The 26060-nt window shown below is 73.2% G+C and carries 22 protein-coding genes; 11 read left to right on the plus strand and 11 right to left on the minus strand.

The genetic code is table 11. The features are described from left to right. Positions 1-74: 74 nt before the first annotated feature. Positions 75-803 carry a M23 family metallopeptidase gene (locus ACIQGV_RS13410; protein WP_402494029.1) on the plus strand — a complete coding sequence of 243 codons (729 nt, stop codon included), beginning with the start codon at positions 75-77 and terminating at the stop codon, positions 801-803. Positions 804-814: 11 nt separating this feature from the next. Here the strand turns inward: ACIQGV_RS13410 and ACIQGV_RS13415 are convergent, their stop codons facing one another. Then, positions 815-1399, minus strand: a complete 585-nt coding sequence (locus ACIQGV_RS13415) for a TetR/AcrR family transcriptional regulator (RefSeq protein WP_402494032.1) — start codon at positions 1397-1399, stop codon at positions 815-817. 138 nt (positions 1400-1537) lie between these two features. Between ACIQGV_RS13415 and ACIQGV_RS13420 the strand changes: the two genes are divergently transcribed. Then, positions 1538-3115 (plus strand): MDR family MFS transporter, encoded by a 1578-nt coding sequence (locus ACIQGV_RS13420; RefSeq protein ID WP_402494035.1) that lies wholly within the window; start codon positions 1538-1540, stop codon positions 3113-3115. 294 nt (positions 3116-3409) lie between these two features. Here ACIQGV_RS13420 and cseC read toward each other — a convergent pair whose 3' ends face one another. The 5 genes from cseC to ACIQGV_RS13445 all read right to left on the minus strand — a co-directional run bounded on the left by cseC (position 3410) and on the right by ACIQGV_RS13445 (position 8421). Then, the gene (gene cseC / locus ACIQGV_RS13425) at positions 3410-4774 is read right to left on the minus strand and encodes a two-component system sensor histidine kinase CseC (RefSeq protein WP_402494127.1); all 1365 of its coding nucleotides are present in this window, start codon (positions 4772-4774) and stop codon (positions 3410-3412) included. Between the two features lie 251 nt (positions 4775-5025). Next, positions 5026-5727: a two-component system response regulator CseB gene (cseB, locus tag ACIQGV_RS13430; RefSeq protein ID WP_402494038.1), complete on the minus strand. Its 702-nt coding sequence runs from the start codon at positions 5725-5727 to the stop codon at positions 5026-5028. Between the two features lie 12 nt (positions 5728-5739). Then, positions 5740-6342 carry a hypothetical protein gene (locus tag ACIQGV_RS13435; RefSeq protein WP_402494040.1) on the minus strand — a complete coding sequence of 201 codons (603 nt, stop codon included), beginning with the start codon at positions 6340-6342 and terminating at the stop codon, positions 5740-5742. A gap of 107 nt (positions 6343-6449) precedes the next feature. Then, positions 6450-6989: a SigE family RNA polymerase sigma factor gene (locus tag ACIQGV_RS13440; RefSeq protein WP_402494042.1), complete on the minus strand. Its 540-nt coding sequence runs from the start codon at positions 6987-6989 to the stop codon at positions 6450-6452. A gap of 466 nt (positions 6990-7455) precedes the next feature. Then, positions 7456-8421 (minus strand): A/G-specific adenine glycosylase, encoded by a 966-nt coding sequence (locus ACIQGV_RS13445; RefSeq protein WP_402494045.1) that lies wholly within the window; start codon positions 8419-8421, stop codon positions 7456-7458. 239 nt (positions 8422-8660) lie between these two features. Between ACIQGV_RS13445 and ACIQGV_RS13450 the strand changes: the two genes are divergently transcribed. Together ACIQGV_RS13450 and ACIQGV_RS13455 are read left to right on the plus strand one after the other, a co-directional pair. After that, complete coding sequence (locus ACIQGV_RS13450; RefSeq protein ID WP_402494047.1) at positions 8661-10496, plus strand: sensor histidine kinase; 1836 nt, start codon at positions 8661-8663, stop codon at positions 10494-10496. Next, complete coding sequence (locus tag ACIQGV_RS13455) at positions 10493-11182, plus strand: response regulator (protein ID WP_402494128.1); 690 nt, start codon at positions 10493-10495, stop codon at positions 11180-11182. The genes ACIQGV_RS13450 and ACIQGV_RS13455 overlap by 4 nt, the downstream gene beginning before the upstream one ends. Before the next feature lie 64 nt (positions 11183-11246). Here the strand turns inward: ACIQGV_RS13455 and ACIQGV_RS13460 are convergent, their stop codons facing one another. Continuing rightward, the gene (locus ACIQGV_RS13460; protein WP_402494050.1) at positions 11247-11843 is read right to left on the minus strand and encodes a phosphatase PAP2 family protein; all 597 of its coding nucleotides are present in this window, start codon (positions 11841-11843) and stop codon (positions 11247-11249) included. Positions 11844-12017: 174 nt separating this feature from the next. Between ACIQGV_RS13460 and ACIQGV_RS13465 the strand changes: the two genes are divergently transcribed. Next, complete coding sequence (locus ACIQGV_RS13465) at positions 12018-12866, plus strand: hypothetical protein (RefSeq protein WP_402494053.1); 849 nt, start codon at positions 12018-12020, stop codon at positions 12864-12866. Between the two features lie 236 nt (positions 12867-13102). On the opposite strand, the gene disA is transcribed toward ACIQGV_RS13465, so the two are convergent. Together disA and radA are read right to left on the minus strand one after the other, a co-directional pair. Beyond that, positions 13103-14227, minus strand: coding sequence for a DNA integrity scanning diadenylate cyclase DisA (gene disA / locus ACIQGV_RS13470; RefSeq protein WP_402494055.1), 1125 nt, complete (start codon positions 14225-14227; stop codon positions 13103-13105). Positions 14228-14307: 80 nt separating this feature from the next. Beyond that, positions 14308-15717: a DNA repair protein RadA gene (gene radA, locus ACIQGV_RS13475; protein WP_402494057.1), complete on the minus strand. Its 1410-nt coding sequence runs from the start codon at positions 15715-15717 to the stop codon at positions 14308-14310. A gap of 430 nt (positions 15718-16147) precedes the next feature. On the opposite strand from radA, the gene ACIQGV_RS13480 reads away from it, so the two are divergent. Beyond that, on the plus strand, positions 16148-17872 hold the full coding sequence (locus tag ACIQGV_RS13480) for a hypothetical protein (protein ID WP_402494059.1): 1725 nt from the start codon (positions 16148-16150) through the stop codon (positions 17870-17872). A gap of 12 nt (positions 17873-17884) precedes the next feature. Here ACIQGV_RS13480 and ACIQGV_RS13485 read toward each other — a convergent pair whose 3' ends face one another. Next, positions 17885-18733 (minus strand): hypothetical protein, encoded by an 849-nt coding sequence (locus ACIQGV_RS13485; RefSeq protein ID WP_402494062.1) that lies wholly within the window; start codon positions 18731-18733, stop codon positions 17885-17887. 95 nt (positions 18734-18828) lie between these two features. Here ACIQGV_RS13485 and ACIQGV_RS13490 point away from each other — a divergent pair, with 95 nt between their 5' ends. The 4 genes from ACIQGV_RS13490 (at position 18829) to ilvD (ending at position 23328) form a co-directional block, all read left to right on the plus strand. Next, on the plus strand, positions 18829-19758 hold the full coding sequence (locus ACIQGV_RS13490; RefSeq protein ID WP_402494065.1) for a Ppx/GppA family phosphatase: 930 nt from the start codon (positions 18829-18831) through the stop codon (positions 19756-19758). A gap of 125 nt (positions 19759-19883) precedes the next feature. Continuing rightward, on the plus strand, positions 19884-20708 hold the full coding sequence (locus ACIQGV_RS13495; RefSeq protein WP_402494067.1) for a sugar phosphate isomerase/epimerase family protein: 825 nt from the start codon (positions 19884-19886) through the stop codon (positions 20706-20708). Further along, the gene (locus ACIQGV_RS13500; RefSeq protein WP_402494070.1) at positions 20705-21310 is read left to right on the plus strand and encodes a TetR family transcriptional regulator; all 606 of its coding nucleotides are present in this window, start codon (positions 20705-20707) and stop codon (positions 21308-21310) included. The genes ACIQGV_RS13495 and ACIQGV_RS13500 overlap by 4 nt, the downstream gene beginning before the upstream one ends. A gap of 164 nt (positions 21311-21474) precedes the next feature. Beyond that, on the plus strand, positions 21475-23328 hold the full coding sequence (gene ilvD / locus ACIQGV_RS13505) for a dihydroxy-acid dehydratase (protein WP_402494072.1): 1854 nt from the start codon (positions 21475-21477) through the stop codon (positions 23326-23328). 56 nt (positions 23329-23384) lie between these two features. On the opposite strand, the gene ACIQGV_RS13510 is transcribed toward ilvD, so the two are convergent. Then, positions 23385-25538 (minus strand): serine/threonine-protein kinase, encoded by a 2154-nt coding sequence (locus ACIQGV_RS13510; RefSeq protein WP_402494074.1) that lies wholly within the window; start codon positions 25536-25538, stop codon positions 23385-23387. Positions 25539-25729: 191 nt separating this feature from the next. Between ACIQGV_RS13510 and ACIQGV_RS13515 the strand changes: the two genes are divergently transcribed. Then, on the plus strand, positions 25730-26047 hold the full coding sequence (locus tag ACIQGV_RS13515; RefSeq protein WP_402494076.1) for an SH3 domain-containing protein: 318 nt from the start codon (positions 25730-25732) through the stop codon (positions 26045-26047). Positions 26048-26060: the final 13 nt, after the last annotated feature.

The raw sequence follows: 26060 nt of genomic DNA on the forward strand, positions 1-26060 counted from the left end.
TACCAAGGGATGGCCATCCGGACGCCGTTGTGTGCCGGGTGGTTCTCCTTGCCCCCGAACACATGAGGTTCTCGATGTCCAAGCGCACCACGTCCCGTTCCGCCCGCATGTCCGTCCTCCGTACCCGTGTCACCGTCCTGGCCGCCGGGCTGGGTGTGTCGGTCGCGCTGGGGGCCGGGGTCGCGGCTGCCGCGGACACCAGCGCGGCCACGACCGCCGCCGGTGCCGTCCAGGCGCAGGCGGCCGCCCAGGCCAAGGCCGCGAAGGCCGCCGAGGCCGCCGCGGCGGCCAAGGCGAAGGCCGCCGCCGTGAAGAAGGCCGCCGCCCAGCAGGCCGCCGCCAAGAAGGCCGCCGCTGTGAAGAAGGCCGCCGCCAAGAAGGCCGTCTCCTGGGTCTCGCCGGTGAAGCACTACGCCAAGTCGGCGAGCTTCGCGCAGGCCGGTGGCATGTGGGCGCACACCCACAGCGGCCAGGACTTCGCGGTGCCCAGCGGCACCGTGGTCGTCGCCGCGCACGGCGGCACCGTGGTCAAGGCCGGCGGCAACGGCGCCGGTGACGGTCCGGCGTACGGCAACGCCGTCGTCATCAAGCACGCCAACGGCACGTACTCGCAGTACGCCCACCTGTCCCGCGTCGACGTGAGGATCGGTCAGGTCGTCGCCACCGGCCAGAAGATCGCCCTGTCCGGCAACACCGGCAACTCCAGCGGCCCTCACCTGCACTTCGAGATCCGCACCACCCCGAACTACGGCACGGCCGTCGACCCGGTCGCCTTCCTGCGCGGCAAGGGCCTGACTGTCTGAGCCGGTGACGCTCAGGCGCCCGAGTGCGCCTGAGTCACCAGATCCAGGGCGACCTCCAGGACAGCGTTGCGCTTGTCCTCGGGGTCGCCTTCGATGTCCTGCAGGAAGAACATCCCGGCGTGCAGGGTGAAGATCGCGCTGACGCTGCGCACCTGGTCGACCAGGGGGGCGTCGGGGTCGATGACGATGTCGCGCAGTGCGCGCATGCGGTCCTTGAAGAGCTCGCCGATCCGCAGGTCCCGTACGGTCGCCTGGTTCTCCTGCATGAAGCGGAACAGGGGCGACGCCCCGGCCAGGGCCGCGCTGTAGCGCCGTACGATCTCGTGCTTGGTCTCCAGGGTGGAGGGCTGCCGCCGGCCCCACTCGATGAGTTCCTCGATCGGCTTCGTCAGGTCCTCGAAGAGGCTGACGACGATCTCCTCCTTCGTCTTGAAGTGGTAGTAGAGCGCTGCTTTGGTCACCTCCAGCCGCTCGGCGATCTCGCGCAGGGAGGTCTTCTCGTAGCCCTGCTCGGCGAAGAGTTCGAGGGCCACGTCCTGGATGCGCTGGCGGGTGTTGCCGCGGCGCTGCTTTGTGCCGTCCATCGTGACGCCCATCCTCTTACTCCTCGCGCTGCGGCGGAAATCAGCTCGTGCGGATTAACTTACTTGACGCCCGGCTAGTTAGGAGGCTACCTTCTCGCATCGGAGAAAACTAGCCGGTCGGCTAGTAAGTTGCAGGCGCTGGGGGAGACCATGGCGGACACCAAGGAAGTCGTGCAGGACAGCGGGAAACGGCCACAGAGCGTCAGGGTCGTCCTGCTCGCACTGATGATCGCGATGATGCTCGCGATGCTCGACAACATGATCGTGGGCACCGCGATGCCCACGATCGTCGGCGAACTGGGCGGGCTGGAGCATCTGTCCTGGGTGGTGACCTCGTACACCCTGGCCACCGCCGCGTCGACGCCCATCTGGGGCAAGCTCGGCGACATGTACGGGCGCAAGGGCGCGTTCCTCACCTCCATCGCGATCTTCCTGGCCGGGTCCGCGCTCAGCGGCATGGCCCAGGACATGGGCCAGCTGATCGGCTTCCGTGCGGTGCAGGGCCTCGGCGCCGGCGGTCTGATGGTCGGCGTGATGGCGATCATCGGCGACCTCGTGCCGCCGCGCGAGCGCGGCAAGTACCAGGGCCTGATGGCCGGTGTCATGGCTCTGGCCATGATCGGCGGTCCGCTCGTCGGCGGCACCATCACCGACCACTGGGGCTGGCGCTGGGCCTTCTACATCAACCTGCCGCTCGGCGTGGTCGCCCTGGCCGCCGTCGGCGCGGTGCTGCACCTGCCGAAGAAGGCGTCCAAGGCCCGTATCGACTACATCGGCGCCGCGCTGCTCACCGTCGGCATCACGTCCATCGTCCTGGTCACCACCTGGGGCGGCACCGAGTACGCCTGGACGTCCGCGCGGATCATGGAGCTGACCGGCATCGGCGTCGCCGCGCTCGTCGGGTTCCTGTTCTGGGAGACCAGGGCCGCCGAGCCGATCATGCCGCTGCACATCTTCCGCAGCCGCAACTTCACGCTGATGTCCGTCATCGGCTTCATCACCGGCTTCGTGATGTTCGGCGCGGTCCTCTTCCTGCCGCTCTACCAGCAGTCGGTGCAGGGCGCCTCCGCCACCAACTCCGGTCTGCTCCTGCTGCCGATGCTCGGCGCGATGCTGGTCGTGTCGATGATCGCCGGCCGGGTCACCACCAACACCGGCCGCTACAAGCTCTTCCCCGTCGCGGGCGGCGTCCTGATGGTCGCCGGCCTGTACCTGCTGTCGCTGATGGACACCGGGACCTCGCGGCTGACCTCCGGCCTCTACATGGCCGTCCTCGGCGCCGGCATGGGCTTCCTGATGCAGATCACCATGCTGGTCGCGCAGAACAGCGTGGAGCTGAAGGACATGGGCGTCGCCTCCTCCTCCACCACCCTCTTCCGCACCCTGGGCTCCTCCTTCGGCGTCGCGATCATGGGTGCCCTGTTCAACCACCGGGTCCAGGACGTCATGGCCGAGCGGGCCGGGGCACTGGGCTCCCGGATGACCGAGCAGTCCGCCCAGCTGGACGCGGCGAGCCTGGCCAAGCTGCCGGAGGCGGCCCGCGACGCCTACCAGCACGCGGTGTCCTCCGGCACGCACGGGGCGTTCCTGCTCGGCTCGATCGTGGCCGTGATCGCGCTGGTGGCGTCGGTGTTCGTCAAGGAGGTGCCGCTGAAGGGGGCGGGACCGCAGAAGACCGAAGGGAAGGACGCCGCCGAGCGGCAGGCCCCCGTCGGAGAGGCCGTCTGACGGCCGCACGGCTCTGACGTCCGGAGCCGTCCGAAGGCGCCGAGCCGCGCCGACGGCCCCGAGCCTCTCAGCCCACACGCCTCGCAGGCCCCCCGGGAGTGTCCGCCCCGGGGGGCCTGCCGTGCCGAGGGCGTCGCTGCGGGCTCCGGCGCCGGACCTCTTCGACGAGTTCCGGGCCGGGGACCGCGGAGTGCCACCGGCCGCCGGAGTGCGGCCGGTGGCCGGGGGCCCGGCCGCCGAGGGGCACCTGCAACCGGGGAGTCACCGGCCGCCGGAGTGCGACCGGTGCCGGGGTCACCGGCCGCCGGAGCGTCCCCGTTCACCGGACGGCGGCAGCATCGGGTAGCTGCCCGTGTTCGTCGGCGCGTGTTCCGGCAGCCACAGCACGGCGACCGCGCCGTCGGCCGGCATCTGGTCCGGAGCACCCGGCGGCCGTACGTTGCGGAAGGTCAGCCGGGCGCCCAGCACCCGTGCCTGACCCGCCGCGATGGTCAGGCCCAGGCCATGACCGTGTCCGGCGCGGTCCACGCTGCCGGTGCGGAAGCGGCTCGGACCCTCGGCGAGCAGGTCCTCGGGGAAACCGGGCCCGTGGTCGCGGACACGGATCACCCGGCCCTCGACGGTGACCTGGATCGGCGGGCGGCCGTGCCGGGCGGCGTTGGCCAGCAGGTTGAACAGCACCCGCTCCAGACGCCGGGGGTCGGTCGTGACCTCCGACTCGTGCACGACCAGCACCTCGGCGTTCGGGTCCTTGGCCGTCACCCGCCGGGCGACGAACTCGCCCAGCATGATGTCCTGGAGCTCCGCCCGCTCCGAGGCGCCGTCCAGCCGGGCCACCTCCAGCACGTCCTCCACCAGGGTGCGCATGGCCTTCGCCCGGTCCAGCACCAGCTCGGTGGGCCGGCCCGGAGGCAGCAGCTCGGCCGCCGTGAGCAGGCCCGTCACCGGGGTGCGCAGCTCGTGCGCGATGTCGGCGGTGACCCGGCGCTCCGCCTCCAGACGCTGTTTCAGGGCGTCGGCCATCGCGTCCACCGCCCGGGCCAGGTCGTCGGTCTCGTCGCGGACGACCCCGCCGATGGCCTCGCGCACCCGCACCTCCGTCTCGCCCTTGGCGACCCGGTTCGCCGCCGAGGCCGCCTTGCGCAGCCGGCTGGACAGCTGCGCGCCGGTCAGCACCCCGAGCGCGCTGCCGCCGAGGACGGCCGCGATGGAGCCGATGACCAGCGCCTGGTCGAGGTCGTCGAGGATGTCGTCGCTGCGGTCGGGGAAACCGGTGTGCAGGGACAGGACATGACCGTCGGTGGCGGGCACCGCGGCCCATATGTCGGGCGGTCCGTCCGGACTGTCGGACACGAACGTGGCCCGCCGTCCGAGCTCCACCCTCTCCCGCAGCTCGGCCGGCAGATCGGGGTCGTCGAGCACGACGTTGGGGAAGTTCAGCCGGCCGGTCAGCTCGTAGTTCCGCTGCGCTATCTGCACCCGCTCGTCGGCGAGGTCGCGGGCGTTGTCCAGCATCGACACCCGGGCGGCGTTGTGCACGACCAGGCTGAGCGCGACCGCCACCAGCGCGCCGACCAGCGCGATGGCCGTACTGAGCTTCCAGCGCAGCCCCGTCCGCAGACTCCCGTCGTCGAGCCGCTGCCCCAGCCCGCCGCGCAGCCCCCCGGGCCGTCGGCCGAGCGCGGGACCGGGCCTGCCGCCGGCCTCCGGACCGAGACCGGTCCGCCCGTGGCCGCCGCCGTCGCGGGTGCGGCCCGGACCGGTCCGCCCATGGCCGTCGCCGTGGCGGGTGAGGCCGAAGCCGGTCCCTTTCTGCCCGTCGCCGTCGGGGCCGCTGTCGCTGTCCCTGTCGCTGTCCTGTCCTCGGCCGAGGCCGTTCCACCGCACCGCTGTGCCCTGTCCCCGCCCGCTCACGCCTTGAGCTTGTAGCCGAAGCCCCGCACCGTCTCGATGCGGTCCTGGCCGATCTTCGTACGGAGCCGCTGCACATGGACGTCCACGACCCGGGTGTCGCCGCCCCAGCCGTAGTCCCACACGCGCTCCAGCAGCTTGTCCCGGGACAGCACGGTGCCCGGCGCCGAGGAGAACTCCAGCAGCAGCCGCATCTCGGTCGGGGTCAGCGCCACCGGCCGGCCCGCCCGGCGCACCTCCATGCCGTCGGTGTCGACCTCCAGGTCGCCGAAGGCCAGCACCCCGCCCACCGCGGTGTCGGCCTCCTCGGCCTGCGCGCCGCCGCTCGCGTGCCCGAACCGCCGCAGCACCGCGCGGATCCGGGCGACCAGCACGGCTCCGTCGAACGGCTTGGTCACATAGTCGTCGGCGCCCGCCTCCAGCCCCAGGACGACGTCGATGGCGTCGGCCCGCGCCGACAGCATGATCACCGGCACCGTCGACTCGTCACGGATCCGCCGGCACAGGCTCACCCCGTCCAGGCCGGGCACCATCACGTCCAGCAGCGCGATGTCCGGGCGCCGCGCGCGGAACGCCTCCAGCCCCGACAGTCCGTCGGGCATGGCGGTGACCGCGAAACCGTCCCGCTCCAGGGCGAGCTGGGTGGCCTCGCGGATGACGTCGTCGTCCTCGACGAACAGGACGTGGGTCTGGTCTGCCATCCGGCTGCTCCGTCAGTTGCTCTCGGGCACCGGGGCGGGCTCGCCGCCCCGGGCGGTGGTGCCGTAGTCGTTGTGCCAGTGGTGCCGTGCGACGAAACGGCCGGCCGTCCAGCGGTAGGTGATCACGTCTTCCCCGGACGGGTCCGTCACCGCGTCGCCCTTGTCGTACACCTGCTTGGTCACCAGCAGGTCGCCGCGGTCGATCTCGGTGTAGACGGGCGGCTCCTCCATCCGGAAGACGTTCTCGTAGCGGCCGCCCTCCCGCCGGTACACGTACGACCCGACACCGACGGTGTCACCGCAGGTCAACACGTTGATCACGACGTCGTCGACCGATCCGCCGGTCAGTTCCCCGTAGGAGACGTCGACCGGGTACTCGTCGCCGACGCACGGGCGCAGACCCCGCTTGATCGCCGCCGAGACCAGCGGGTCCTCCTGCACCAGCCGGACGGCGTTCACCCGTGGCGCGGCCGCCGCGGGCGCGGACGGGGACGCCGCCGCACCCGACACGCCGGTGTCGTGGGCCGGGCCCTCGTCGCGGGTTCCGGTGCCGCCGGTGGAACAGGCGGAGACGACAAGGGCGACGGCGGCGAACCCGGCCGCCGCCGTGCTCACCGCCTGCCACGAGTCCCGGCCCCGCCCGGGTCGTGCCGCACGCCCGGGGCCCGCGGGGTGTCCCGAGCGCCCTGGGCGTCCTGAGTTCCCTGTCGGTTCCGCGCCGGTCAGGCCGCGCAACGCTCCCGCTCCTCACGCTCCAGCGCGCGTGCGTCGAGATCGCGGGACTCCAGCTCCTCACGGAGCCGGGCGAGGGCCCGGTGCAGCGTGCTCTTGACGGTTCCGGCCGACATGCCGAGAGCGGCGGCCGTCTCCTCCGTGGACATCTGCTCCCAGTGTCGCAGCACGACCACACTGCGCTGCTTCGGGGCGAGCACCTTGAGCACGTCCATCAGCAGGGCGCGGTCGGCGTGCTGCTCGGTGGAGTCGTCCACGCAGGGCTCGGGGAGCTGCTCGGTCGGCACCTCCTCCAGCTTGCGCGCCCGCCACCACTCGGTCCGGGTGTTGATCATCACCCGGCGCAGGTAGGCGTCCGCCAGCCGCTTGTCGGCGATGCCCTCCCAGCGGCCGTACGTGCGGGCCAGCGCGGTCTGGAGCAGGTCCTGGGCGTCGACCGGGTCCGGGACCAGCCGGCGCGCACTGCGCAGCAGCGCGTCCTGCCGGGTACGGACATACTCCTCGAACTCGAGCACCTCGCCCTGCGCCATGATCAACCGCCTCCCGCTTCCCCGTACTCCGGCGGTCCCACCGCCGCCGCGACACTCCGTGTGGTCTGACATGAAGCTACGGAGGGGTTGTCACGGGGCTGTCCGAAGCAGCCTGCGGGGAGCGCGCGGCTGTCCGTCGGTTGTGTAACAGAAGTAGGCGCGGGGTAAGGAGCGCCACCGGATCACCCCGGTTTGGGGTGTTCGGTGCGCGGTGAGGCCGACGGACGTCTGTCACGGAGGCCGTTCGTGACGGCTGTCGTTCGTAACAGTCGCCGTTTGTGACGGAGGTTGTCCGGGACGGCTGTTGCCCGTGACCGGTACGGCTGTTGTCTGTGACCACGACCGTTCGTGACGGCCGTCGTCCGTGAGGCGGAGGTCGTTCGTGAGGCGGAGGTCGTCCGTAAGGCGGCCGAACCGTCCGGCCGAACCGTCCGGCCGAACCGTCACGGCCCTGCCGGACGGTGTGTCAGCTCTGTGGCAGCCGGTACAGACCGCCCGCCAGTGGCTCGACCAGACCGTCGGCCACCAGCCCGTCCAGGGCGCGGGCGCGCTGCACCGGCTCGTGCCACACGGCGTCCAGCGCGGCCCGCGGCACCGGGGCGTGAGCCTCACGCAGCACGGCCAGCAGCTTGCCGCGCACCTGGCGGTCGGTGCCCGCGTACGTCTGGCCCCGGCGCGGCGGGCCGTCGTGCTCGGGCTTGCCCCCGAGCCGCCACGCGCACTGCGCCGCGATCGGGCAGCGATGACAGGTCTCGTTCTTCGCCGTGCACACCAGCGCGCCCAGCTCCATCGAGGCGGCGGCCCAGCGGGCGGCGGTCGCCTCGTCCTCGGGCAGCAGCGCACGGGCCAGCCTGCGCTCGGCGGCCGTGGTGGCGTTCGGCGGGTACTGCACGCCGGTCACCGCGCGCGCGAACACCCGCCGCACATTGGTGTCGAGCACCGCGTGCCGTCGGCCGTACGCGAACGACGCCACGGCGGCCGCCGTGTACTCGCCGATCCCCGGCAGCGCGAGCAGCTGGGCGTGGTCGGACGGCACATCCCCGCCGTGCCGCTCCGTTATGGCGACCGCGGCACCGTGCAGCCGCAGTGCGCGGCGGGGGTAGCCGAGCCGGCCCCAGGCCCGTACGGCCTCGCCGGGTGCCTCGGCCGCGAGGTCGGCCGGGCGCGGCCAGCGGGCCAGCCACTGCTCGTACACCGGCAGCACCCGGTTGACCGGCGTCTGCTGGAGCATGAACTCGCTGACCATCACCCCCCAGGCGCCGGCCTCCGGGCGACGCCAGGGCAGGTCGCGGGCGTGCTCGTCGAACCAGTCGATGACCGGTGCATGCAGATCCGCCCCGCGGGCTGAGCCGATGGCGGTGTCCTCTCCGGCCACGCCGGTCCTGTCGTGGGGGAGGGGCGTGCTGTGCGGGGGCTTCGTGGGCGCAGTCATGACGGTTCCGATCCTGCCATGCGGGGGCGGCCCGGCGGGCGGACCGCCACCCGAGGGAGGACGGGCACCTGACGATCGGCAGGGGCGCGGGCCTGCCGGGCGCTTGTAGCGTCGGACGGATGGAACGTCTGCGGTGTCTTCTTCGGCCGGGGCGGAGGCCGGGGTCGTGGGGGTCGAGACTGTCGGGGTCGGGGTCGGGGTCGGGGCCGGGGCCGGGGCCGGGGCCGGAGTCCGGGCCGGTGGCGCCGTCGGACGCGTCGGCCGTGGCCGGCTCCCCGCGGGTTTCGGCCGGGCGGCTGCTGGAAGGGGTCCTGCTGTGGCTCGCCCTCGCCGTGCCCCCGACGGTGTCGGGCCGGCTCGGGCTGGAGGAGGTCCGGCCGGAGTGGCAGTCGGCCGGCGGGCTCGCCGTGCTCGCGCTGGCGGCGGGTCTCGCGCGCCGGAGTCCGCCGGCCGCGTTCGCGCTGACGGCCACGCTGAGCCTCCTCCTCGCGCCCGCCCTGTTCACCGTCTCCTACGTGCCCGCGCTCGGGGTGTTCGCTCTGCTGCTGGGGCTGCGGGCACCCCGGGTGCGGGAGGCGGCGACCGTTCTCGCGGCCGTGGGCTGTGCGGGCACCGTGCGCATCGCCCTCCTCGGTGTCGACCCGGCGCCGGAGTGGCTGGTGCTGATGTGCACGCTGCTGTTCTGCTGTGTCTTTCCCTGGCTGGGCGGCCGTCACCGGCGGCAGAGCCGTCAGCTGGCCGAGGCCGGGTGGGCACGGGCCGCCCGTCTGGAGAGCGAGCAGCGTCTCGCCGAGGAGCGGGCACGCCTGCGCGAACGGGCCCGTATCGCCCAGGACATGCACGACTCCCTGGGACATGAACTGAGCCTGATCGCCCTGCGCGCGGGCGCTCTCCAGGTCGCGGCCGACCTGCCCGCACACCACCGCGAGGCGGCGGCCGATCTGCGCGCGGCGGCCTCGGACGCGACCGACCGGCTCCACCGCATCATCGGCGTCCTGCGCGAGGACGACGAACCGCTTCCGCTGGCGCCCGCGGGCGAGAGCGTGGAGCAACTCGTCGCACGGGCGGCCGACTCCGGGCTCGACGTGCGCTGGGAGGCGCGCGGACCGGAGCGGGCCGGACCGGAGCGGGCCGGACCGGAGCGGGCAGGAAGGGAGCGGGCAGGGACGGAGACGCCCGGGACGGGTGAGGCCGACTCCGTCGCCGAACGGATGCTGTACCGCGTGGTGCGCGAGGCCCTCACCAACGCGGCCCGGCACGCACCCGGCGCTCCGGTCCGGGTGGTGGCGGCCCGGGAGGAGACGGGTACGACCGTCGTCATCACCAACGGACGTCCCACCCGCGAGAGTTCCCCGTCCTCCGGCGGTTCCGGCCTCCTCGGTCTGCGGGCGGCGGTCGCCGCGGTGGGCGGCGACTTCTCGGCGCGGGCGGAGGGCGAGGGGTTCCGGGTGTACGCGTATGTACCTGCGGAGGGGACGGGCCTCGCCGCGGCCGGCTCACCCGCGGCCGGCTCACCCGCGGCCGGCTCACCCGCGGTCGGCTCACCCGTGGCCGGCTCACCCGCGGTCGGCTCACCCGCCGCCGCCCCGGCCGAAGCCGCCCCCGCGCCGCCGCCCCGGCTCGCCTCCCGGGCCCCTTTCCTGCGGGCCCGCCGTCGTGCGGCTCTCGGTATCGGGGCGGCCGCCGTGGCAGGGGCCGTTCTCACCGGTGGTGGCTTCGCCTGGTACGCGTACACGGAGACGCACTCGGTCCTGCCTCCCGCCGCCTACGCGGGCCTGCGCCTCGGCACCCCGGCCGAGGAGGTCGGCCGGGTTCTGCCGGACCTCGCGGTCGCGGACCCGCCCGTCGAACGGGCCCCGGCCGCGCCGCCCGGAGCCGAATGCCGTTACTACCGCGCCGGCGGCGAACTCCTCACCTCGGTCGACCACTTCAGGCTCTGCTTCGAGCGGGGGCGGCTGGTCTCCAAGGACGTCGTACCGCGCGCCGGGGCGACCGGCACGCCCACCGGGGAGAGCGGAGCCGGGGGACAGAAGGAGCGGACACAGAAGGAGTGGCAGAAGGAGTGGACGCGGTGATCCGGGTGCTGCTGGCCGACGACGAGGCGATGGTGCGGGCGGGCGTACGGGCCATCCTCGCCAGCGACGGCGGCACCGACGTGGTCGCCGAGGCGGGAGACGGCCACGAGGCGGTCGAACTGGCGCGTGCCCATCGCCCCGACGTGGCCCTGCTCGACATCCGCATGCCCCGCCTGGACGGGCTCGCGGCCGCGGAGGAGATCGTACGGACCCTGCCCGGCACGGCCGTCGCGATGCTGACCACCTTCTCCGAACGGGCCTATGTGGCCCGCGCCCTCGGAGGCGGGGCGACGGGCTTTCTGCTGAAGTCCGGTGATCCGTACGAGCTGATCGCGGGTGTCCGCGCGGTCGCGGCCGGTGCCGCCTTTCTGTCGCCGAAGGTGGCCCGGGATCTCCTCGACGGCCTCGGCGCCGGTGCGGCCGACGGCGGCAGGCTCGGCCGTGAGTCGGCCGCACGCGCGCGTGTCGCCGTGCTCTCCCCGCGCGAGCGTGAGGTGCTCGGCATGGTCGGCCAGGGGCTGTCCAACCCCGAGATCGCCGCCCGGCTGCACCTGGTGGAGGGCACGGTGAAGGCGTACGTGAGCGCGGTCCTGGACCGGCTCGGCGTCCGCAACCGGGTGCAGGCGGCGATCGTGGCGTACGAGGCGGGACTGCTGGAGGCCCGGGGCCTCACGGAAGAGCCCTGAGGCCCCGCCTCCCGGACCGGCGCCGACCGCGGGAAGGCCGGCATGCCGCGGGAGCTCCGGCAGGTCAGGGGCGCCCCGCGAACCAGACGGCAACCGGCCGGGACGACCCCCGCATCGTCTCGGCCAGCCCGGTCGCCGGCCGAGCGCCCAGGCGTACGGCGGTGACGGCGACGAGCGCGCCGAGCAGGAGCCCGGCGGCGACGTCGTGCGGATAGTGCACCCCGACGAACACGCGTGAGAACGCCATCAGCAGGGCGAGCGGCGCCGTCACCAGGAGCAGGGCGCGTCCGGTGAGGGCGAGGGCCACGGCCGCCGCGCCCGCGATCGTGGCGTGGTTGCTGGGGAAGGACCAGTCGCCCGTCGGCGGGCAGTCCGTGAGCGAGCGCGCCGCTCCGGCGACGGCCCGGCACGGGCGTTCCTCGGCGAAAGCCGACTTGAGGACCTCACTGCACACGTACGCCACAGCTGTGGCCAGAGGTGCAAGGAACGCGATGGCGAACGCACGGGGGGTGTCGCGGCGGGCCCGCCACCAGGCGGCGGCGAACAGCCCGGCGAAGAGCAGCAGCCCTGCCTCGGTCCATGCCTCGGCCAGGTGCTGGACCCATGCGGGGGTGTCCCGGGCCAGTTCGGTGATGTCGCGGTAGAGCTCGGCGTCGTTCATGGTGACGGACGGTAGGCGGGAGCCCGTGTCGGTCACACCCGGCGATCGTCGGGTGTCCGGTCCGACGATCGGCAGGGGGCGGGAATACCCGTCCGAAATGATGATCCGGAAAAGTTGCCGCCTCAGCGGCGGGTGGGGCGGGACAAGACGCCGATCTCTCGTACAGTTTGCGCCGTGGGATCTCTGCGCAATCCGGTCGGGCCGCTCCCCTCCTCCATCTACTGGCGACGGAGGGTCGTTCTGGTGTCCGTGTTCGCCGTGTTGGCGCTGCTGACGGCCTGGATCGTCATCTCGGGCGACAGCGGCAAGAACAACGCCGGCGGCAGCAACGGCAAGAATCCCGCCCCGTCCACGATCACCCCCGGACCCTCCGGTTCCGGTCCGGCGATCAGCCAAGCCCCGGGCGGACGCGACGAGTCGGGCGGCGGAGACTCCAACGAGTCGGGATCCGGAGGCGGTTCGGGCTCCGGCTCGGACTCGGGCGGCGGCACCGGTGACGACTCGAACGGCTCCGGGGACCCGGGCGGCAACGGCTCCGGTGCCGGCGGGTCGGGTTCCGCCGGGGGTGCCGTCGACAGCGGCGGCGGCTCGGTCGGCACCGTGCCGGCCGGTTCCGCTCTGCCCGGCTGCACCGCGAACACCGTGACGCTGAGCCTGCGCAGCCGGCACAACTCCTACTCGCCCGACCAGACCCCGGCCTTCCAGGTCACCGCGAAGAACTCCTCCGGGAGCGACTGCAAGGTCGACCTCGGTCCCAGGGGAGCTGTGCTGACGATCACTCAGGCCAGCACTGACGACGCCTACTGGTCCTCGTCCGACTGCCCGAAGGGCGCCGGGAGCCTTGTCTACCGGGTCCCCGCCGGCAGCAGCATCACCTACACCGTCCAGTGGGACCGCAAGCCGAGCGCCCCCGAGTGCGGGACGCCCCCGGCGGGGTCGGCCGGGGCGGGAACGTACCTGGTGGAGGCACGGTCCCCGGGGTTCGCCAAGGCGCAGACCTCGTTCGTGCTGAAGGCGGACTGAGACCGCCGAGCCCGCCCCGCCCGCTCATCGGCTCATCACGGGCGCAGGCTCATCACGGGTACAGGCTCATCACGGGCGCAGGATCGTCACAGGCGCAGGCGGACCATGACGAACGGCGATCGCGAGCACCGGTGATCACGACGACCGGTGCGCCGGGTCGTACCGACGCGCCGCCGCGTCCCGGAGTCACCGCTCCGGGATCAGACGTACCGATCCGCAGACGTACCGCTCCGGGATCAGACGTACCGCTCCAGGATCGACGACTCCGCCAGCCGCGACAGCCCCTCGCGCACGCTCCGCGCGCGGGCCTCGCCGACGCCGTCGACCGTCTGGAGGTCGTCCACGCTCGCGGCCAGCAGCTTCTGCAGGCCGCCGAAGTGCTCGACGAGGCGGTCGATGATCGCGCCGGGCAGCCGTGGCACCTTCGCCAGCAGGCGGAAGCCCCGCGGGGAGACGGCCGAGTCGAGCGTCTCGGGGGAGCCGGTGTAGCCCAGCGCGCGGGCCACCGTGGACAGTTCGAGCAGCTCCGCGTGGGTCAGCGCGTCGAGTTCGGCCAGGGCCTCGTCGACCGTCCGGGAGCGCTTGGCGGTGGGCTCGGGCACGTAGTCCCGTACGACCAGCTCGCGCTCCGGCTCCATGCCCGCGATCAGCTCGTCCAGCTGGAGGGCCAGGAGCCTGCCGTCCGTGCCCAGTTCGACCACGTATTCGGCGATTTCGGTGGCGATGCGGCGGACCATCTCCAGACGCTGCGCCACGGCGGAGACGTCCCGGACCGTCACCAGGTCCTCGATCTCCAGCGCCGACAGCGTGCCCGCGACCTCGTCCAGACGGAGCTTGTAGCGCTCCAGGGTCGCCAGGGCCTGGTTGGCCCGGGACAGGATCGCCGCCGAGTCCTCCAGGACACGGCGCTGGCCGTCGACGTACAGCGCGATCAGCCGCATCGACTGCGACACCGACACCACGGGGAAGCCGACCTGCTTGGAGACGCGGTCCGCCGTGCGGTGGCGGGTGCCCGTCTCCTCCGTCGGGATCGTCGGGTCCGGGACCAGCTGGACGCCCGCGCGCAGGATCTTCGACAGGTCCGAGGAGATCACGATGCCGCCGTCGAGCTTGCACAGCTCGCGCAGCCTCGTCGCGGTGAACTCCACGTCCAGCACGAAACCGCCGCTGCACAGCGCCTCGACCGTCTTGTCCGAGCCGAGCACGATGAGACCGCCGGTGTTGCCCCGGAGTACCCGCTCCAGGCCGTCACGCAGGGCGGTGCCCGGTGCCACGGCGCTCAGGGAGGCGCGCATCAGGCCATCCAAACCGGCACTCCCACCGGACTTTCCGGGAGCTGCTGCCCGGTCGTTGGCTGCCACTGCACTCCTCCGGTCGCAGGTTCTGGGGCGCTCCCGTATGCGCACTCGGTTCGTACGGACGGGCGAGACCAGGGCAAAGTCTACCGGCGGTCCTCCGTCTCCTGGGGGGCCTCTCGGCGACGGGAGCGCGGCAGGACCCTCAGGGCGTCCCCTATGTCCGCCACTTCCAGCACCTTCATGCCCGGAGGGACCTTGCCGGGGTCGCCCGGTACAAGCGCGTGGGTGAAGCCCAGACGGTGGGCTTCCGCGAGCCGGCGCTGCACGCCCGTGACCCGTCTCACCTCGCCGGCGAGGCCGACCTCACCGATCGCCACCAGGTTCTTGGGCAGGGGGGTGTCGCTGGCCGCCGACGCGAGGGCGAGGGCCACGGCCAGGTCCGCGGCCGGCTCCGAGAGCTTCACCCCGCCGACCGTCGCGGAGTAGATGTCCCGTTTGCCCAGCGCGCTGATCCTGCCCCGCTGTTCCAGCACCGCCAGCATCATCGAGACCCGGGAGGTCTCCAGACCCGAGGTCGTGCGGCGGGGCGAGGGGATCTGGGAGTCCACCGTCAGGGCCTGGACCTCGGCGACCAGAGGGCGGCGGCCCTCCAGGGTGACGGTCAGGCAGGTGCCGGGCACCGGTTCGGCACGACGGGTCAGGAACAGTCCGCTGGGGTCGGCCAGGCCCGTGATGCCCTCGTCGTGCAGCTCGAAGCAGCCGACCTCGTCCGTGGCGCCGTAGCGGTTCTTCACACCGCGCACCAGACGCAGACGGGCGTGGCGGTCGCCCTCGAAGTGCAGGACGACGTCCACGAGGTGCTCCAGCAGGCGCGGGCCGGCGATGGCGCCGTCCTTCGTGACATGGCCCACCAGGAGGGTGGACATGCCGCGTTCCTTGGAGGCGCGGATCAGCGCGCCGGCGACCTCGCGGACCTGGGCCATGCCGCCGGGGGCGCCGTCGATCTCCGGGGAGGCGACGGTCTGCACGGAGTCGAGGATCAGGAGCGAGGGCTTCACCGCGTCCAGGTGGCCGAGCACCGCGGACAGGTCGGTCTCGGCGGCGAGGTACAGATGATCGTCCAGCGCGCCGATGCGGTCGGCCCTCAGCCTGACCTGGCTGGCGGACTCCTCACCGGTGACGTACAGCGTGCGGTGCTCCTCGCTCGCCGACTTCGCGGCCACGTCGAGGAGGAGAGTGGACTTGCCCACACCGGGTTCGCCGGCGAGGAGGACGACCGCGCCGGGGACGAGACCGCCGCCGAGGACCCGGTCCAGCTCCGGGACGCCGGTGGTGCGGGCCGTGGCCTGCCTGCCGTCGACCTGGCCGATGGGGAGGGCGGAGCTGGTCACCCGGCCGGGCGCCGTAGTCCGGACCGCGGGGGCGCCGTACTCCTCGACCGTGCCCCATGCCTGGCACTCGGGGCAGCGGCCGAGCCATTTCGCCGTCTGCCAGCCGCATTCCGTGCAGCGGTAGGACGGTCGGTCCTTGGTGGTCTTCGTACGGGCAGCCATGGGTCAAACCGTAGCGGCCGGGTCCGACAACGGGGTCGTGAGCGCCCCCGCGGGCCCCGCCGGAGGCCGGTGCGCCCCGTCCGCCCCGGGGCGGTCCCGCCCGGCCGCCGTGTCGGTGACCGTCCGCCCCGGAGGTCGTCCCGTCCGGCTGCCGCGCAGGTGACCGTCCGCCCCGGAGGTCGTCCCGTCCGGCTGCCGCGCAGGTGACGGGCCGGATCCGGAGGTCGTCCCGTCCGGCTGCCGCGCAGGTGACGGGCCCGGTCCCGGGGCCGTCCCGTCCGGTGCCGCGCAGGTAACCGGCCAGATTCGTCGAGAACGGGCCACGGATGCGGGGGACGCTGTCCCCTTATGAGGGATCGTTTCACCCGTACGGAGTAAATGTGCTCAAGGGGCCGGAACGGCATGCCTTCGGCCGCCTACGGTCGCACGGGTGATGAGCAGCAGCCCGGAGACCTCGACCCGCACCACCGGCGCACACCGAGCGCACCGGGAGGCGCGTGACCGTGGTGCGGCCCGCACGCTGGCGCAGCGGACGCCCGCGCGTCACGAGCCGTACATGGACGGGCTGTTCACCTACTGCCTGTCCGTCCTGTGCGACCACGACGCCGCCACGGCCGCTCTCGGCGACGCCCTGGCGCTGGCGGAGCGGCGCGGCACCCGCGCCCCCGAGGCGGCGGACGACCGCAGGGCATGGCTGTACGCGCTGGCCCGCTGGGCGTGTCTGCGCAAGATGGCCGAGGCCAAGCAGAAACGTCAGGCCACCCACGCGGCGGGGCGGCACGGCCCCCGGCCGCGCCCCGTGCCGTCGGCCGGTCCGGCGGTGTCGGAGGAGGCCCGGGAACAGCGGCAGCGCGAACTGGCCCTGCTGGCCTGGCCGGAGGCGGCCGGGACCACACCGGAGCAGCGTGAGGCCCTGGAGCTGGCCGTGCGCCACCACCTCGCCGCGCACGAGGTCGCCGCCGTGCTGGGCATGGAGCTCACGGCCGCTCGTGAGCTGCTCGCCTCCGCCGCGTGCGAGGTGGAACGCACCCGCGCGGTGCTCGCCGTCGTGGAGACGGGCTCCTGCCCGGCCGTGGGCCGGCTGACCGGCGACCGGCAGCTGGTGCTCAGCACGGCCCTGCGGCGTGAGCTGGTGCGCCATGTCGACGACTGCCCCCGGTGCCGGCGGGCGGCCGAGCGTGCCGTGCCCGGCCGCTGGCCCGGGGCCACCGTCACACCCGAGGAGCTTCCGGTCCTGGAGGCCCCGCGCGCGGCGCTGCACGCGGCCATGGCGCACCACCCGCGCGCGCGGGGCGCGGACGCGCCCCGGTTCGACCGGCGCGGCTTCCCGATGGATCCGAAGGACAGGGCCGCCCGGCGCGACCGGCTCCGCGCGCGTGCCGTCACGACGACGGTGGTCGCCACCGTCGTCGCCGCTCCGGTGATCGCCCTGTGGTCCGCCTACCGGGGCGAGCCGCTCGGCGGCGACGGAGAGGGCGGCCCGGGCGCCACCGCCAGCCGGGAGGAGGGCCCCGGCGGCCTCGACGGGGCGGTGGCGGGCAGCGGCTACGAGAACGCCGGCAACGCCCGCACCGAACCCGGAGGAGGCTTCGGGAAGGGAGCCCGGCCCGATGTCTCCGTGGAGGTCGTCAGCGTCAACGGGGCCGGGGAGAAGGGCGCCGGGCAGCTGGCGGTCACGGCCGGCACCAGCGGTGCCACGACGCTGATCACCCTCACCGCGTCCGGGGACGAGCCCGTGCGCTGGTCGGCGTCCACCGGGGCCGGATGGCTGTACCTGAGCCGGTCCTCGGGAACGCTGCGCCCCGGCGAATCATTGACGATCAAGGTGTACGTGGACCATCTGCGCGAGCCCTCCGGCCACTGGCTGGCGCGGGTGGCGGTGGCGCCCGCCGGGTCCGTCGTCTCCATCGAGGGCTACGGCACCGCGCCCCGCCCCTCCGGTCCCGGTCCTCGGCCCACCGCCTCCGGTGAGCCCACCCCGCCCGCGCCGACGCCCACCCCGACGGCGTCCGTACCCACCGACCCGCCGGCGTCCAGCGAGCCGCCGCCGTCGTCGCCCGCCCCCGAACCGACCCCGAGCAGCCCCGAGCCGACCGACCCGGGTCCGACGCCGCCGCCCGGCGGCGGCGACGACCCGAGCCCGCCCGTGCCGTAGGCCGTACGGCGATCAGCCGGTGGGGTCCGCCGGGTGCGGCGCCACCATCGGCAGCTGGGAGGCCAGCCGCTGCTCGCACAGCTCGACCAGCCGGTCGTAGCCGGCCTTGCCCATCAGCTCGGTCAGCTCCGGCCGGTAGGTCACGTACACCGGATCGCCCGCGCCGTGCGCCGAGGTCGCCGAGGTGCACCACCAGTGCAGGTCGTGGCCGCCCGGACCCCAGCCGCGGCGGTCGTACTCACCGATGGAGACCTGGAGGACACGCGTGTCGTCGGGCCGGTCGATCCAGTCGTACGTGCGCCGGACCGGCAGCTGCCAGCACACGTCCGGCTTGGTCTCCAGCGGCTCCCGGCCCTCCTTCAGGGCCAGGATGTGCAGCGAGCAGCCCGCGCCGCCGGCGAAGCCGGGCCGGTTCTGGAAGATGCACGAGCCGTCGAAGGGGCGCGTCTGGCGGGAGCCCTCGTCGTCCTCGGAGACCCAGCCGTGCCGGGTGCCCTCGTCGTGGTGCTGCCAGATCTCCGGGGTGAGACGCGCCACATACCCGGCGACCCGCTTCTCGTCGTCCTCGTCGGAGAAGTGGGCGCCGAGCGAGCAGCACCCGTCGTCCGCGCGGCCCGCCTGGATGCCCTGGCAGCCGCTTCCGAAGATGCAGTTCCAACGGGAGGTCAGCCATGTCAGATCGCAGCGGAAGATCTGCTCGTCGTCCGCCGGATCAGGGAACTCCACCCACGCACGCGCGAAGTCGAGTCCCTTCTCATCGCCTTCCAGGGCCTTCGCCGGCTGCTTCGGTGCTCTCGCCCGCGAAGACTCCTCGGCCGATTTGGCCTTCTTGTCGTCCTTCGCCTTTTTCGTCTTTGGCACGCGTCCAGGGTAAGTCGCCGGACACCCCTGCCGGGACCGGTCCGGAGACGTCCGGGGGGAGGGAGCACCACCGCGCGGGCAGTAGCGTTCCGTACATGAGACTCGGTGTCCTCGACGTGGGAAGCAATACGGTGCATCTGCTGGTGGTGGACGCGCACCCCGGCGCGCGCCCGCTGCCCGCGCACTCGCACAAGGCGGACCTGCGCCTGGCCCAACTCCTCGACGAGGCCGGAGCCATCGGCCCGGAGGGGGTCGACCAGCTGATCGCCGTCGTCCTCGACGCCCTCCAGGCCGCCGAGGACAAGGGTGTCGAGGAGATCCTGCCGTTCGCGACCTCCGCCGTGCGCGAGGCCAGCAACGCCGACGACGTCCTCGCGCGCGTGAAGGCCGAGACCGGGGTCGAGCTCCAGGTCCTCACCGGCGCGGAGGAGGCCCGCCTCACCTTCCTCGCCGTGCGCCGCTGGTTCGGCTGGTCCGCCGGGAAGCTGCTGGTCCTGGACATCGGCGGCGGTTCCCTGGAGATCGCCTACGGCATCGACGAGGAACCCGACGCCGCCGTCTCCCTCCCCCTGGGCGCCGGCCGTCTCACCGCCGGCTGGCTCCCGGGCGACCCGCCCGACCCCGAGGACATAAGGGCCCTGCGCCGCCATGTCCGCGCGCAGATCGCCCGTACGGTCGGTGAATTCAGCCGTTTCGGCGCCCCCGACCACGTCGTCGCCACCTCCAAGACCTTCAAGCAGCTCGCCCGTATCGGCGGGGCCGCCCGCTCGACCGACGGTCTCTACGTCCAGCGCGACCTCAAGCGCGAGTCGCTGGAGGCGTGGGTGCCCCGGCTGACCGCCATGTCGACGGCCGAGCGCGCCGAACTGCCCGGGGTCTCCGAGGGCCGCGCCAACCAGCTCCTCGCGGGCGCGCTGGTGGCCGAGGGCGCGATGGACCTCTTCGGCGTGGAGAGGCTGGAGATCTGCCCGTGGGCCCTGCGGGAGGGCGTCATCCTCCGCAAACTGGACCACATGCCGACATGAGGGACGATCCGCCGGGGGTGCGGAGCACCGCGGACGCCCCGCGGCCGTGCGCGGCGGGGGCCGGGAACGGCGAATCGGCGACCGTCCGCCGGGCCTGCCCCGCAGACCCACGTACGCTGTAGCTCGTGGCGAACCCAGTCGTGCGGATCCCGGATGCGAAGGTCGCGCTGTCGACGGCCTCGGTGTATCCGGAGTCGACGGCGACGGCCTTCGAGATCGCCGCGCGCCTCGGCTACGACGGCGTCGAGGTCATGGTCTGGAACGACCCGGTCAGCCAGAACATCGAGGCCCTGCGCCGGCTCAGCGACCAGTACGGCGTGCCGATCCTCGCCGTGCACGCCCCCTGCCTGCTGATCACCCAGCGCGTGTGGTCGACGGACCCCTGGACCAAGCTCCAGCGGGCCCGCACGGCCGCCGAGAGGCTCGGCGCGACCACCGTCGTCGTCCACCCGCCCTTCCGCTGGCAGCGCTCCTACGCCCGCGACTTCGTCGGCGGAATCTGGCGGATGGCCCACGAGACCGACGTGCGGTTCGCCGTCGAGAACATGTACCCCTGGCGCTACCGCGACCGCGAGATGCTCGCGTACGCCCCCGACTGGGACGTCACCAAGGACGACTACCGGCACTTCACGATCGATCTCAGCCACACCGCGACCGCCCGCACCGACGCGACCCAGATGATCGACCGCATGGGCGACCGGCTCGGCCACGTCCACCTCGCCGACGGCCGCGGCTCGGCCAAGGACGAGCACCTCGTGCCCGGACGCGGCACCCAGCCCTGCGCCGAGGTCCTGGAGCGCCTCGCGGCGACCGGCTTCGACGGCCATGTCGTCATCGAGGTCAACACCCGCCGGGCGATGTCCGGCGCGGAGCGGGAGGCCGACCTCGCCGAGGCCCTGGCCTTCACCCGGCTGCACCTGGCGACGTCGGCGAAGGTTTCGGAGCGATGACCGCGGGGACCTCCCGGCGCCGGGGCCGGCCGCCGCGCACCGAGTCCGCGGACACCCGTGACCGCATCCTCGCCGCGGCCCGCGCGGAGTTCTCCGAACGCGGCTACGAGAAGACGTCCGTCCGCGGCATCGCCAAGGCCGCCGGGGTCGACCCGGCGCTCGTCCACCACTACTTCGGCACCAAGGAGCAGGTGTTCGAAGCGGCCATCGAGGACACCATCGCGCCCGCGATCAGCGCCGCCGACGCCGTCGCCGACGGCCCGCGGGACGGCGTGGGGGAGCGGCTGACCCGCTTCTTCTTCGGTGTCTGGGAGAACCCGGTCACCCGGACGTCCCTGCTCGCGGTGGTGCGCTCCGCCGTCAACAACGAGACCGCCGCCGCCGTCTTCCGCCATCTGGTCGCCGCCCAGCTGCTGCGCCGGGTCGCCGGGGAACTGGACGCGCCCGACGCCGAGCTGCGCGCCGAGCTGGCGGCGGCGCAGCTGGTGGGCACGGCGATGCTGCGGTACGTGATCAAGGTGGAGCCGCTGGCCTCGGCCCGGCCGGAGCAGATCATCACGCGGCTGGCGCCGGTCGTGCAGCTTCATCTGACCGGTTCCTGAGGCCCCCGGCGGCCGGACCGCACCCCGGGGCGCACTGAGATGTGTGTCCCGCATTCCGGACAGGCCGTCCCGGCAGCTGGATGACCGGCGTACGCTCGTTAGCAGTCAGAGGTCTCTCTGATCGCAAGTCTCTCTGATCGCAGTCTCTGAAGGAGCGAGCGACGATGCCCGAGCTGAGGTCCCGCACAGTCACCCACGGCCGCAACATGGCGGGCGCCCGCGCCCTTATGCGCGCCTCCGGTGTACCCGGTGCGGACATCGGCCGAAAGCCCATCATCGCCGTCGCGAACTCCTTCACCGAGTTCGTGCCCGGCCACACCCACCTCCAGCCGGTCGGCCGGATCGTCAGCGAGGCGATCAAGGAGGCGGGCGGCATCCCGCGCGAGTTCAACACGATCGCCGTCGACGACGGCATCGCGATGGGCCACGGCGGCATGCTCTACTCCCTGCCCTCCCGCGACCTGATCGCGGACAGCGTGGAGTACATGGTCGAGGCGCACTGCGCCGACGCCCTGGTCTGCATCTCCAACTGCGACAAGATCACCCCGGGCATGCTGATGGCGGCGCTCCGCCTGAACATCCCCACGGTCTTCGTCTCCGGCGGCCCCATGGAGGCCGGCCGCGCCACCCTGGTCGACGGCACGGTCCGCACCCTCGACCTGGTCGACGCGATCTCCGACGCCGTGAACGACAAGATCTCGGACGAGGACATCCTCCGTATCGAGGAGAACGCCTGTCCGACCTGCGGGTCCTGTTCCGGCATGTTCACCGCCAACTCGATGAACTGCCTCACCGAGGCGATCGGCCTGTCCCTCCCCGGCAACGGCTCGGTCCTCGCGACCCACACCGCCCGCCGCCGGCTGTACGAGGACGCGGCCCGCACGGTCATGGACGTCACCCGCCGCTACTACGAGCAGGACGACGACACGGTCCTGCCGCGCTCCGTCGCCACGTTCGCGGCCTTCGAGAACGCCATGGCCCTCGACATCGCGATGGGCGGCTCCACCAACACGATCCTGCACCTGCTGGCCGCCGCCCAGGAGGCGGGCGTCCCGTTCGGCCTGAACGAGATCGACGCGGTCTCCCGCCGGGTGCCCTGCCTGGCGAAGGTCGCCCCGAACGTCGCCAAGACCCGTACGTACTACATGGAGGACGTGCACCGCGCCGGCGGCATCCCCGCGCTGCTGGGCGAGCTGCACCGCGGCGGCCTGCTCAACGAGGACGTGAACTCCGTCCACAGCTCCTCCCTCGCCGACTGGCTCAAGACCTGGGACGTCCGCGGCGGCTCGCCCTCCCCGGAGGCCGTGGAACTCTGGCACGCGGCCCCCGGCTGCGTCCGCTCGGCGGAGGCGTTCTCCCAGTCGGAGCGCTGGGACACGCTGGACACGGACGCCGAGAACGGCTGCATCCGCTCCGTCGAGCACGCCTACTCCAAGGACGGCGGCCTCGCCGTCCTCAGGGGCAACCTGGCCGTCGACGGCTGCGTGGTGAAGACGGCCGGGGTCGACGAGTCCATCTGGACCTTCGAGGGCCCGGCGGTCGTCTGCGAGTCGCAGGAGGAGGCCGTCGAGAAGATCCTCAACAAGCAGGTCACCCACGGCGACGTCGTCGTCATCCGCTACGAGGGCCCCAAGGGCGGCCCGGGCATGCAGGAGATGCTCTACCCGACGTCCTTCCTCAAGGGCCGCGGCCTCGGCAAGACCTGCGCCCTGATCACCGACGGCCGCTTCTCCGGAGGCACCTCGGGCCTCTCGATCGGCCACGCCTCCCCGGAGGCGGCGTCCGGCGGCACGATCGCCCTCGTCGAGGACGGCGACCGCATCCGCATCGACATCCCGAACCGCACGGTCGAGCTGCTGGTCGACGACACCGAACTCGCCCGGCGCGAGCAGGCCCTGGGCGGGGCGTACGCCCCCAAGGACCGCGAACGCAAGGTGTCCGCGGCCCTGCGCGCGTACGCCGCGATGGCGACCAGCGCCGACAAGGGCGCGGTCCGCGACGTGACGAAGCTGGGCTGACGCCCCCGCGACCGACGGGGCCGCCCTCCCTTCCCGGGGAGGCGGCCCCTTTCGCGTCACTTCCAGGCGTCGGGGTCGCGGGCGGACACGGAGAAGACGGTGCCGTCGGGCGCCGAGCCGTACACGCGGTCGGCGGTGACGACGGGCTCGGGCAGATCACCGGGCACCTTGTCCGAGGCGCGGCCCGGGCGCGGCGGAGTCTGGCCGAGAAGGCGTCCGTCCCGCGCGGCGACCGCGAACAGCCGGCCGTCGGGAGCGACGAAGTACACCCGCCGGCCGTCCGCGACGGGAGCGGAACCCCTGCTCACGGACGTCTCCAGCAGCCACGTCCGTTTCCCCGCGGTCATGTCGACGGCCTCCAGGGAACCTCCGGCGGACAGGATGTGGACCGTGTCGCCCTGGACCCCCGCCCGCGCCGCCGCACGCGGTACGGGCAGCTCCACCCGGCGCACCTTCCCGGTGGCCGGCGTGTAGCGGACGACGGCGCCCGTGTCCCCCGACAGCTCGTCCGCCGCGAGGAAGTAGAGCGACCCGTTCCGGGAGCCGACGGGCTTCAGCGTCCCCTTCAGCCGCTTCTCCCACGCCACCGCGCCCGTCGCCGGGACCACGGCGGCGACCTCGCTGAACCCGTCGCCGGACCAGCTCGTCGCGTACGCCAGGGGGTCCCCGGCGAACGACACGAACCAGGGCGAGCCGTGGCCCGGGACACGACGGCTCCACCGGGTGGCGCCGGACGCGCCGTCGACGCCGGTGACCGTCCCGTCCGCGGCGGTGAACAGCAGCATGTCCCCGGCGGGTTGCATCCCGCCGGACCGCGGCATGTCCCGCTGCCAGCGGACCGTGCCCGACGAGGGGTCGAGCGCCTCCAGACGGCGGCTCTCCTCGCTCAGCGGCTGCACCGTCCCGCCGGACAGGACCGGCGGGGTGCTGCGCCGGGCCGCGGAGACGGAGTGCCGCCACAGCAGACCGCCGTCGCCGGCGTCCAGGGCGAACACCGTGCCCTGCTGCCCGCAGAACAACGTCCCTTCGCCGTACGAGCACTGGGGCGCGGTCGTGTCCCCCGCCACCGCCGCGGACTCCCAGGCACGGACCTCGGCCGCCGCGCTGTGCGCACGGCCGGCGCCGTCGGGGCCCGGGTCGCGCTCCCCCCGCTGGACGGCCAGGACGACGGCCGTCACCACGACGCCCAGCGCGACGACCCCGGCAGCCGTCCGCCGGACCCGGCGGGCGCCGGCCGGACGCCCGGACGCACCGGGACCGGCCCCCACGGAACCCGCCCCGGACGCCGAGGAACCCGCCCCGGACGCAGAGGAACCGGGCCCGGGCCGTGCGGCGCCGCCGGCCGTCCGCTGTGCCGGGATGAACGCCTGCGTGTCGTACGAGGCGGCGACGGACCGCAGTTCGCGCATCAGCTCGTCCGGCGTGGGCCGCTCCTCGGGCTCCTTGGCCAGACACCGCGACACCAGCGGCACCAGACCGGCGGGCACACCGGCCAGGTCGGGCTCGTCGTGCACGACCTGATAGGCCACGACATAAGGACTGTCGGAGTCGAACGGCCCCCGCCCGGTGGCCGCGTGGACCATGACCGACCCGAGCGCGAAGATGTCGGCGGCGGGCCCGACCTCCCGGGGCCGCCGGAACTGCTCGGGCGCCATGAAGGGCGGCGTACCGATCAGCTTGCCGGTCTCGGTGCGCAGTTCGCTGTCCTTCGGCCGGGAGATGCCGAAGTCGATGACCTTGGGACCGTCCTCGGCGAGCAGCACGTTGCTCGGCTTCAGATCGCGGTGCACGACCCCCACACGATGGATGTCCCGCAGTCCCTCGGCCAGCCCCGCCATCAGCCGGCGCAACTGCTCTGCATCCAGGGGCCCGTTCCGCTTGACCTGCTCGGAGAGCGTGGGCCCGGAGATGAACTGGGTCGCCATCCAGGGCCGTGCGGCCTCCGGATCGGCATCGACCACGGGCGCGGTGAACGCACCGCTCACCCGCCGGGCCGCGGCCACCTCCTGCCGGAACCGCCCCCTGAACTCGGGATCCCTGGCGAACTCGGCATGCACGACCTTGACGGCGAGTTTCCTTCCCGAGGTGCTGCGGGCCAGATGTACGACGCCCATGCCGCCCGAGCCGAGACACGACTCCAGCAGGTAGTGCCCGGCATACTCGGGAAGTTCCGCTTCCGCGTCTGCTCCGGTGCTGCTCTGCGGCGCCATGGACCACCCCCGTGCCGTTACGTCCGCGCGCGCGACGCACGGAGCCTAGTCGATGATGCGTACGAGACCGAGGCGGCTTGCTAGCCTCCCTGTGCGAGTCGCGCATCTCTGATTCATGGCGTGATCCGAACCATTCAGAGGGATCAGCGGGACCCCACGGCCGCCGTGGGGTCCGACGGGGGAGGTTGTCCATGGCAGTCGAACAGGTCTCAGAGGCCGCGGGCGAGGGCGAGGAGCTGTCCGCCACCGCATCGGCCGCGGTGCGCTACTACTCCGTCGCCCCGGGCGTCCGCCTCAACGTCCGCAGCGGCCCCGGTACCGGCTACCGCATCGTGCGGACCCTCCCGGAGGGCGCCAAGGTCCCGATCTTCTGCCAGATGCCGGGCACGTCGGTGAGCGGCCCCTACGGCACGTCGAACATCTGGGACAACATCGACGACGGCGAGTACGTCTCCGACGCCTACGTCCAGACGGGCCGGGACGGCTACGTCGCCTCCCGCTGCTCCTGACCTGCTGCCGCCG

The sequence above is a fragment of the Streptomyces sp. NPDC093094 genome (genome assembly GCF_044754345.1).
Taxonomy (GTDB): Bacteria; Actinomycetota; Actinomycetes; order Streptomycetales; family Streptomycetaceae; genus Streptomyces.

Excerpts from the sequence above, each read along its gene's own strand:
- ACIQGV_RS13515 (WP_402494076.1), top strand. The coding sequence starts at position 25,730 with ATGGCAGTCGAACAGGTCTCAGAGGCCGCGGGCGAGGGCGAGGAGCTG.
- ACIQGV_RS13445 (WP_402494045.1), bottom strand. The coding sequence starts at position 8,421 with ATGACTGCGCCCACGAAGCCCCCGCACAGCACGCCCCTCCCCCACGAC.
- ACIQGV_RS13490 (WP_402494065.1), top strand. The coding sequence starts at position 18,829 with ATGAGACTCGGTGTCCTCGACGTGGGAAGCAATACGGTGCATCTGCTG.
- ilvD (WP_402494072.1), top strand. The coding sequence starts at position 21,475 with ATGCCCGAGCTGAGGTCCCGCACAGTCACCCACGGCCGCAACATGGCG.
- ACIQGV_RS13500 (WP_402494070.1), top strand. The coding sequence starts at position 20,705 with ATGACCGCGGGGACCTCCCGGCGCCGGGGCCGGCCGCCGCGCACCGAG.
- ACIQGV_RS13410 (WP_402494029.1), top strand. The coding sequence starts at position 75 with ATGTCCAAGCGCACCACGTCCCGTTCCGCCCGCATGTCCGTCCTCCGT.
- ACIQGV_RS13415 (WP_402494032.1), bottom strand. The coding sequence starts at position 1,399 with ATGGGCGTCACGATGGACGGCACAAAGCAGCGCCGCGGCAACACCCGC.
- ACIQGV_RS13420 (WP_402494035.1), top strand. The coding sequence starts at position 1,538 with ATGGCGGACACCAAGGAAGTCGTGCAGGACAGCGGGAAACGGCCACAG.
- ACIQGV_RS13510 (WP_402494074.1), bottom strand. The coding sequence starts at position 25,538 with ATGGCGCCGCAGAGCAGCACCGGAGCAGACGCGGAAGCGGAACTTCCC.
- cseB (WP_402494038.1), bottom strand. The coding sequence starts at position 5,727 with ATGGCAGACCAGACCCACGTCCTGTTCGTCGAGGACGACGACGTCATC.
- radA (WP_402494057.1), bottom strand. The coding sequence starts at position 15,717 with ATGGCTGCCCGTACGAAGACCACCAAGGACCGACCGTCCTACCGCTGC.
- ACIQGV_RS13440 (WP_402494042.1), bottom strand. The coding sequence starts at position 6,989 with ATGGCGCAGGGCGAGGTGCTCGAGTTCGAGGAGTATGTCCGTACCCGG.
- ACIQGV_RS13460 (WP_402494050.1), bottom strand. The coding sequence starts at position 11,843 with ATGAACGACGCCGAGCTCTACCGCGACATCACCGAACTGGCCCGGGAC.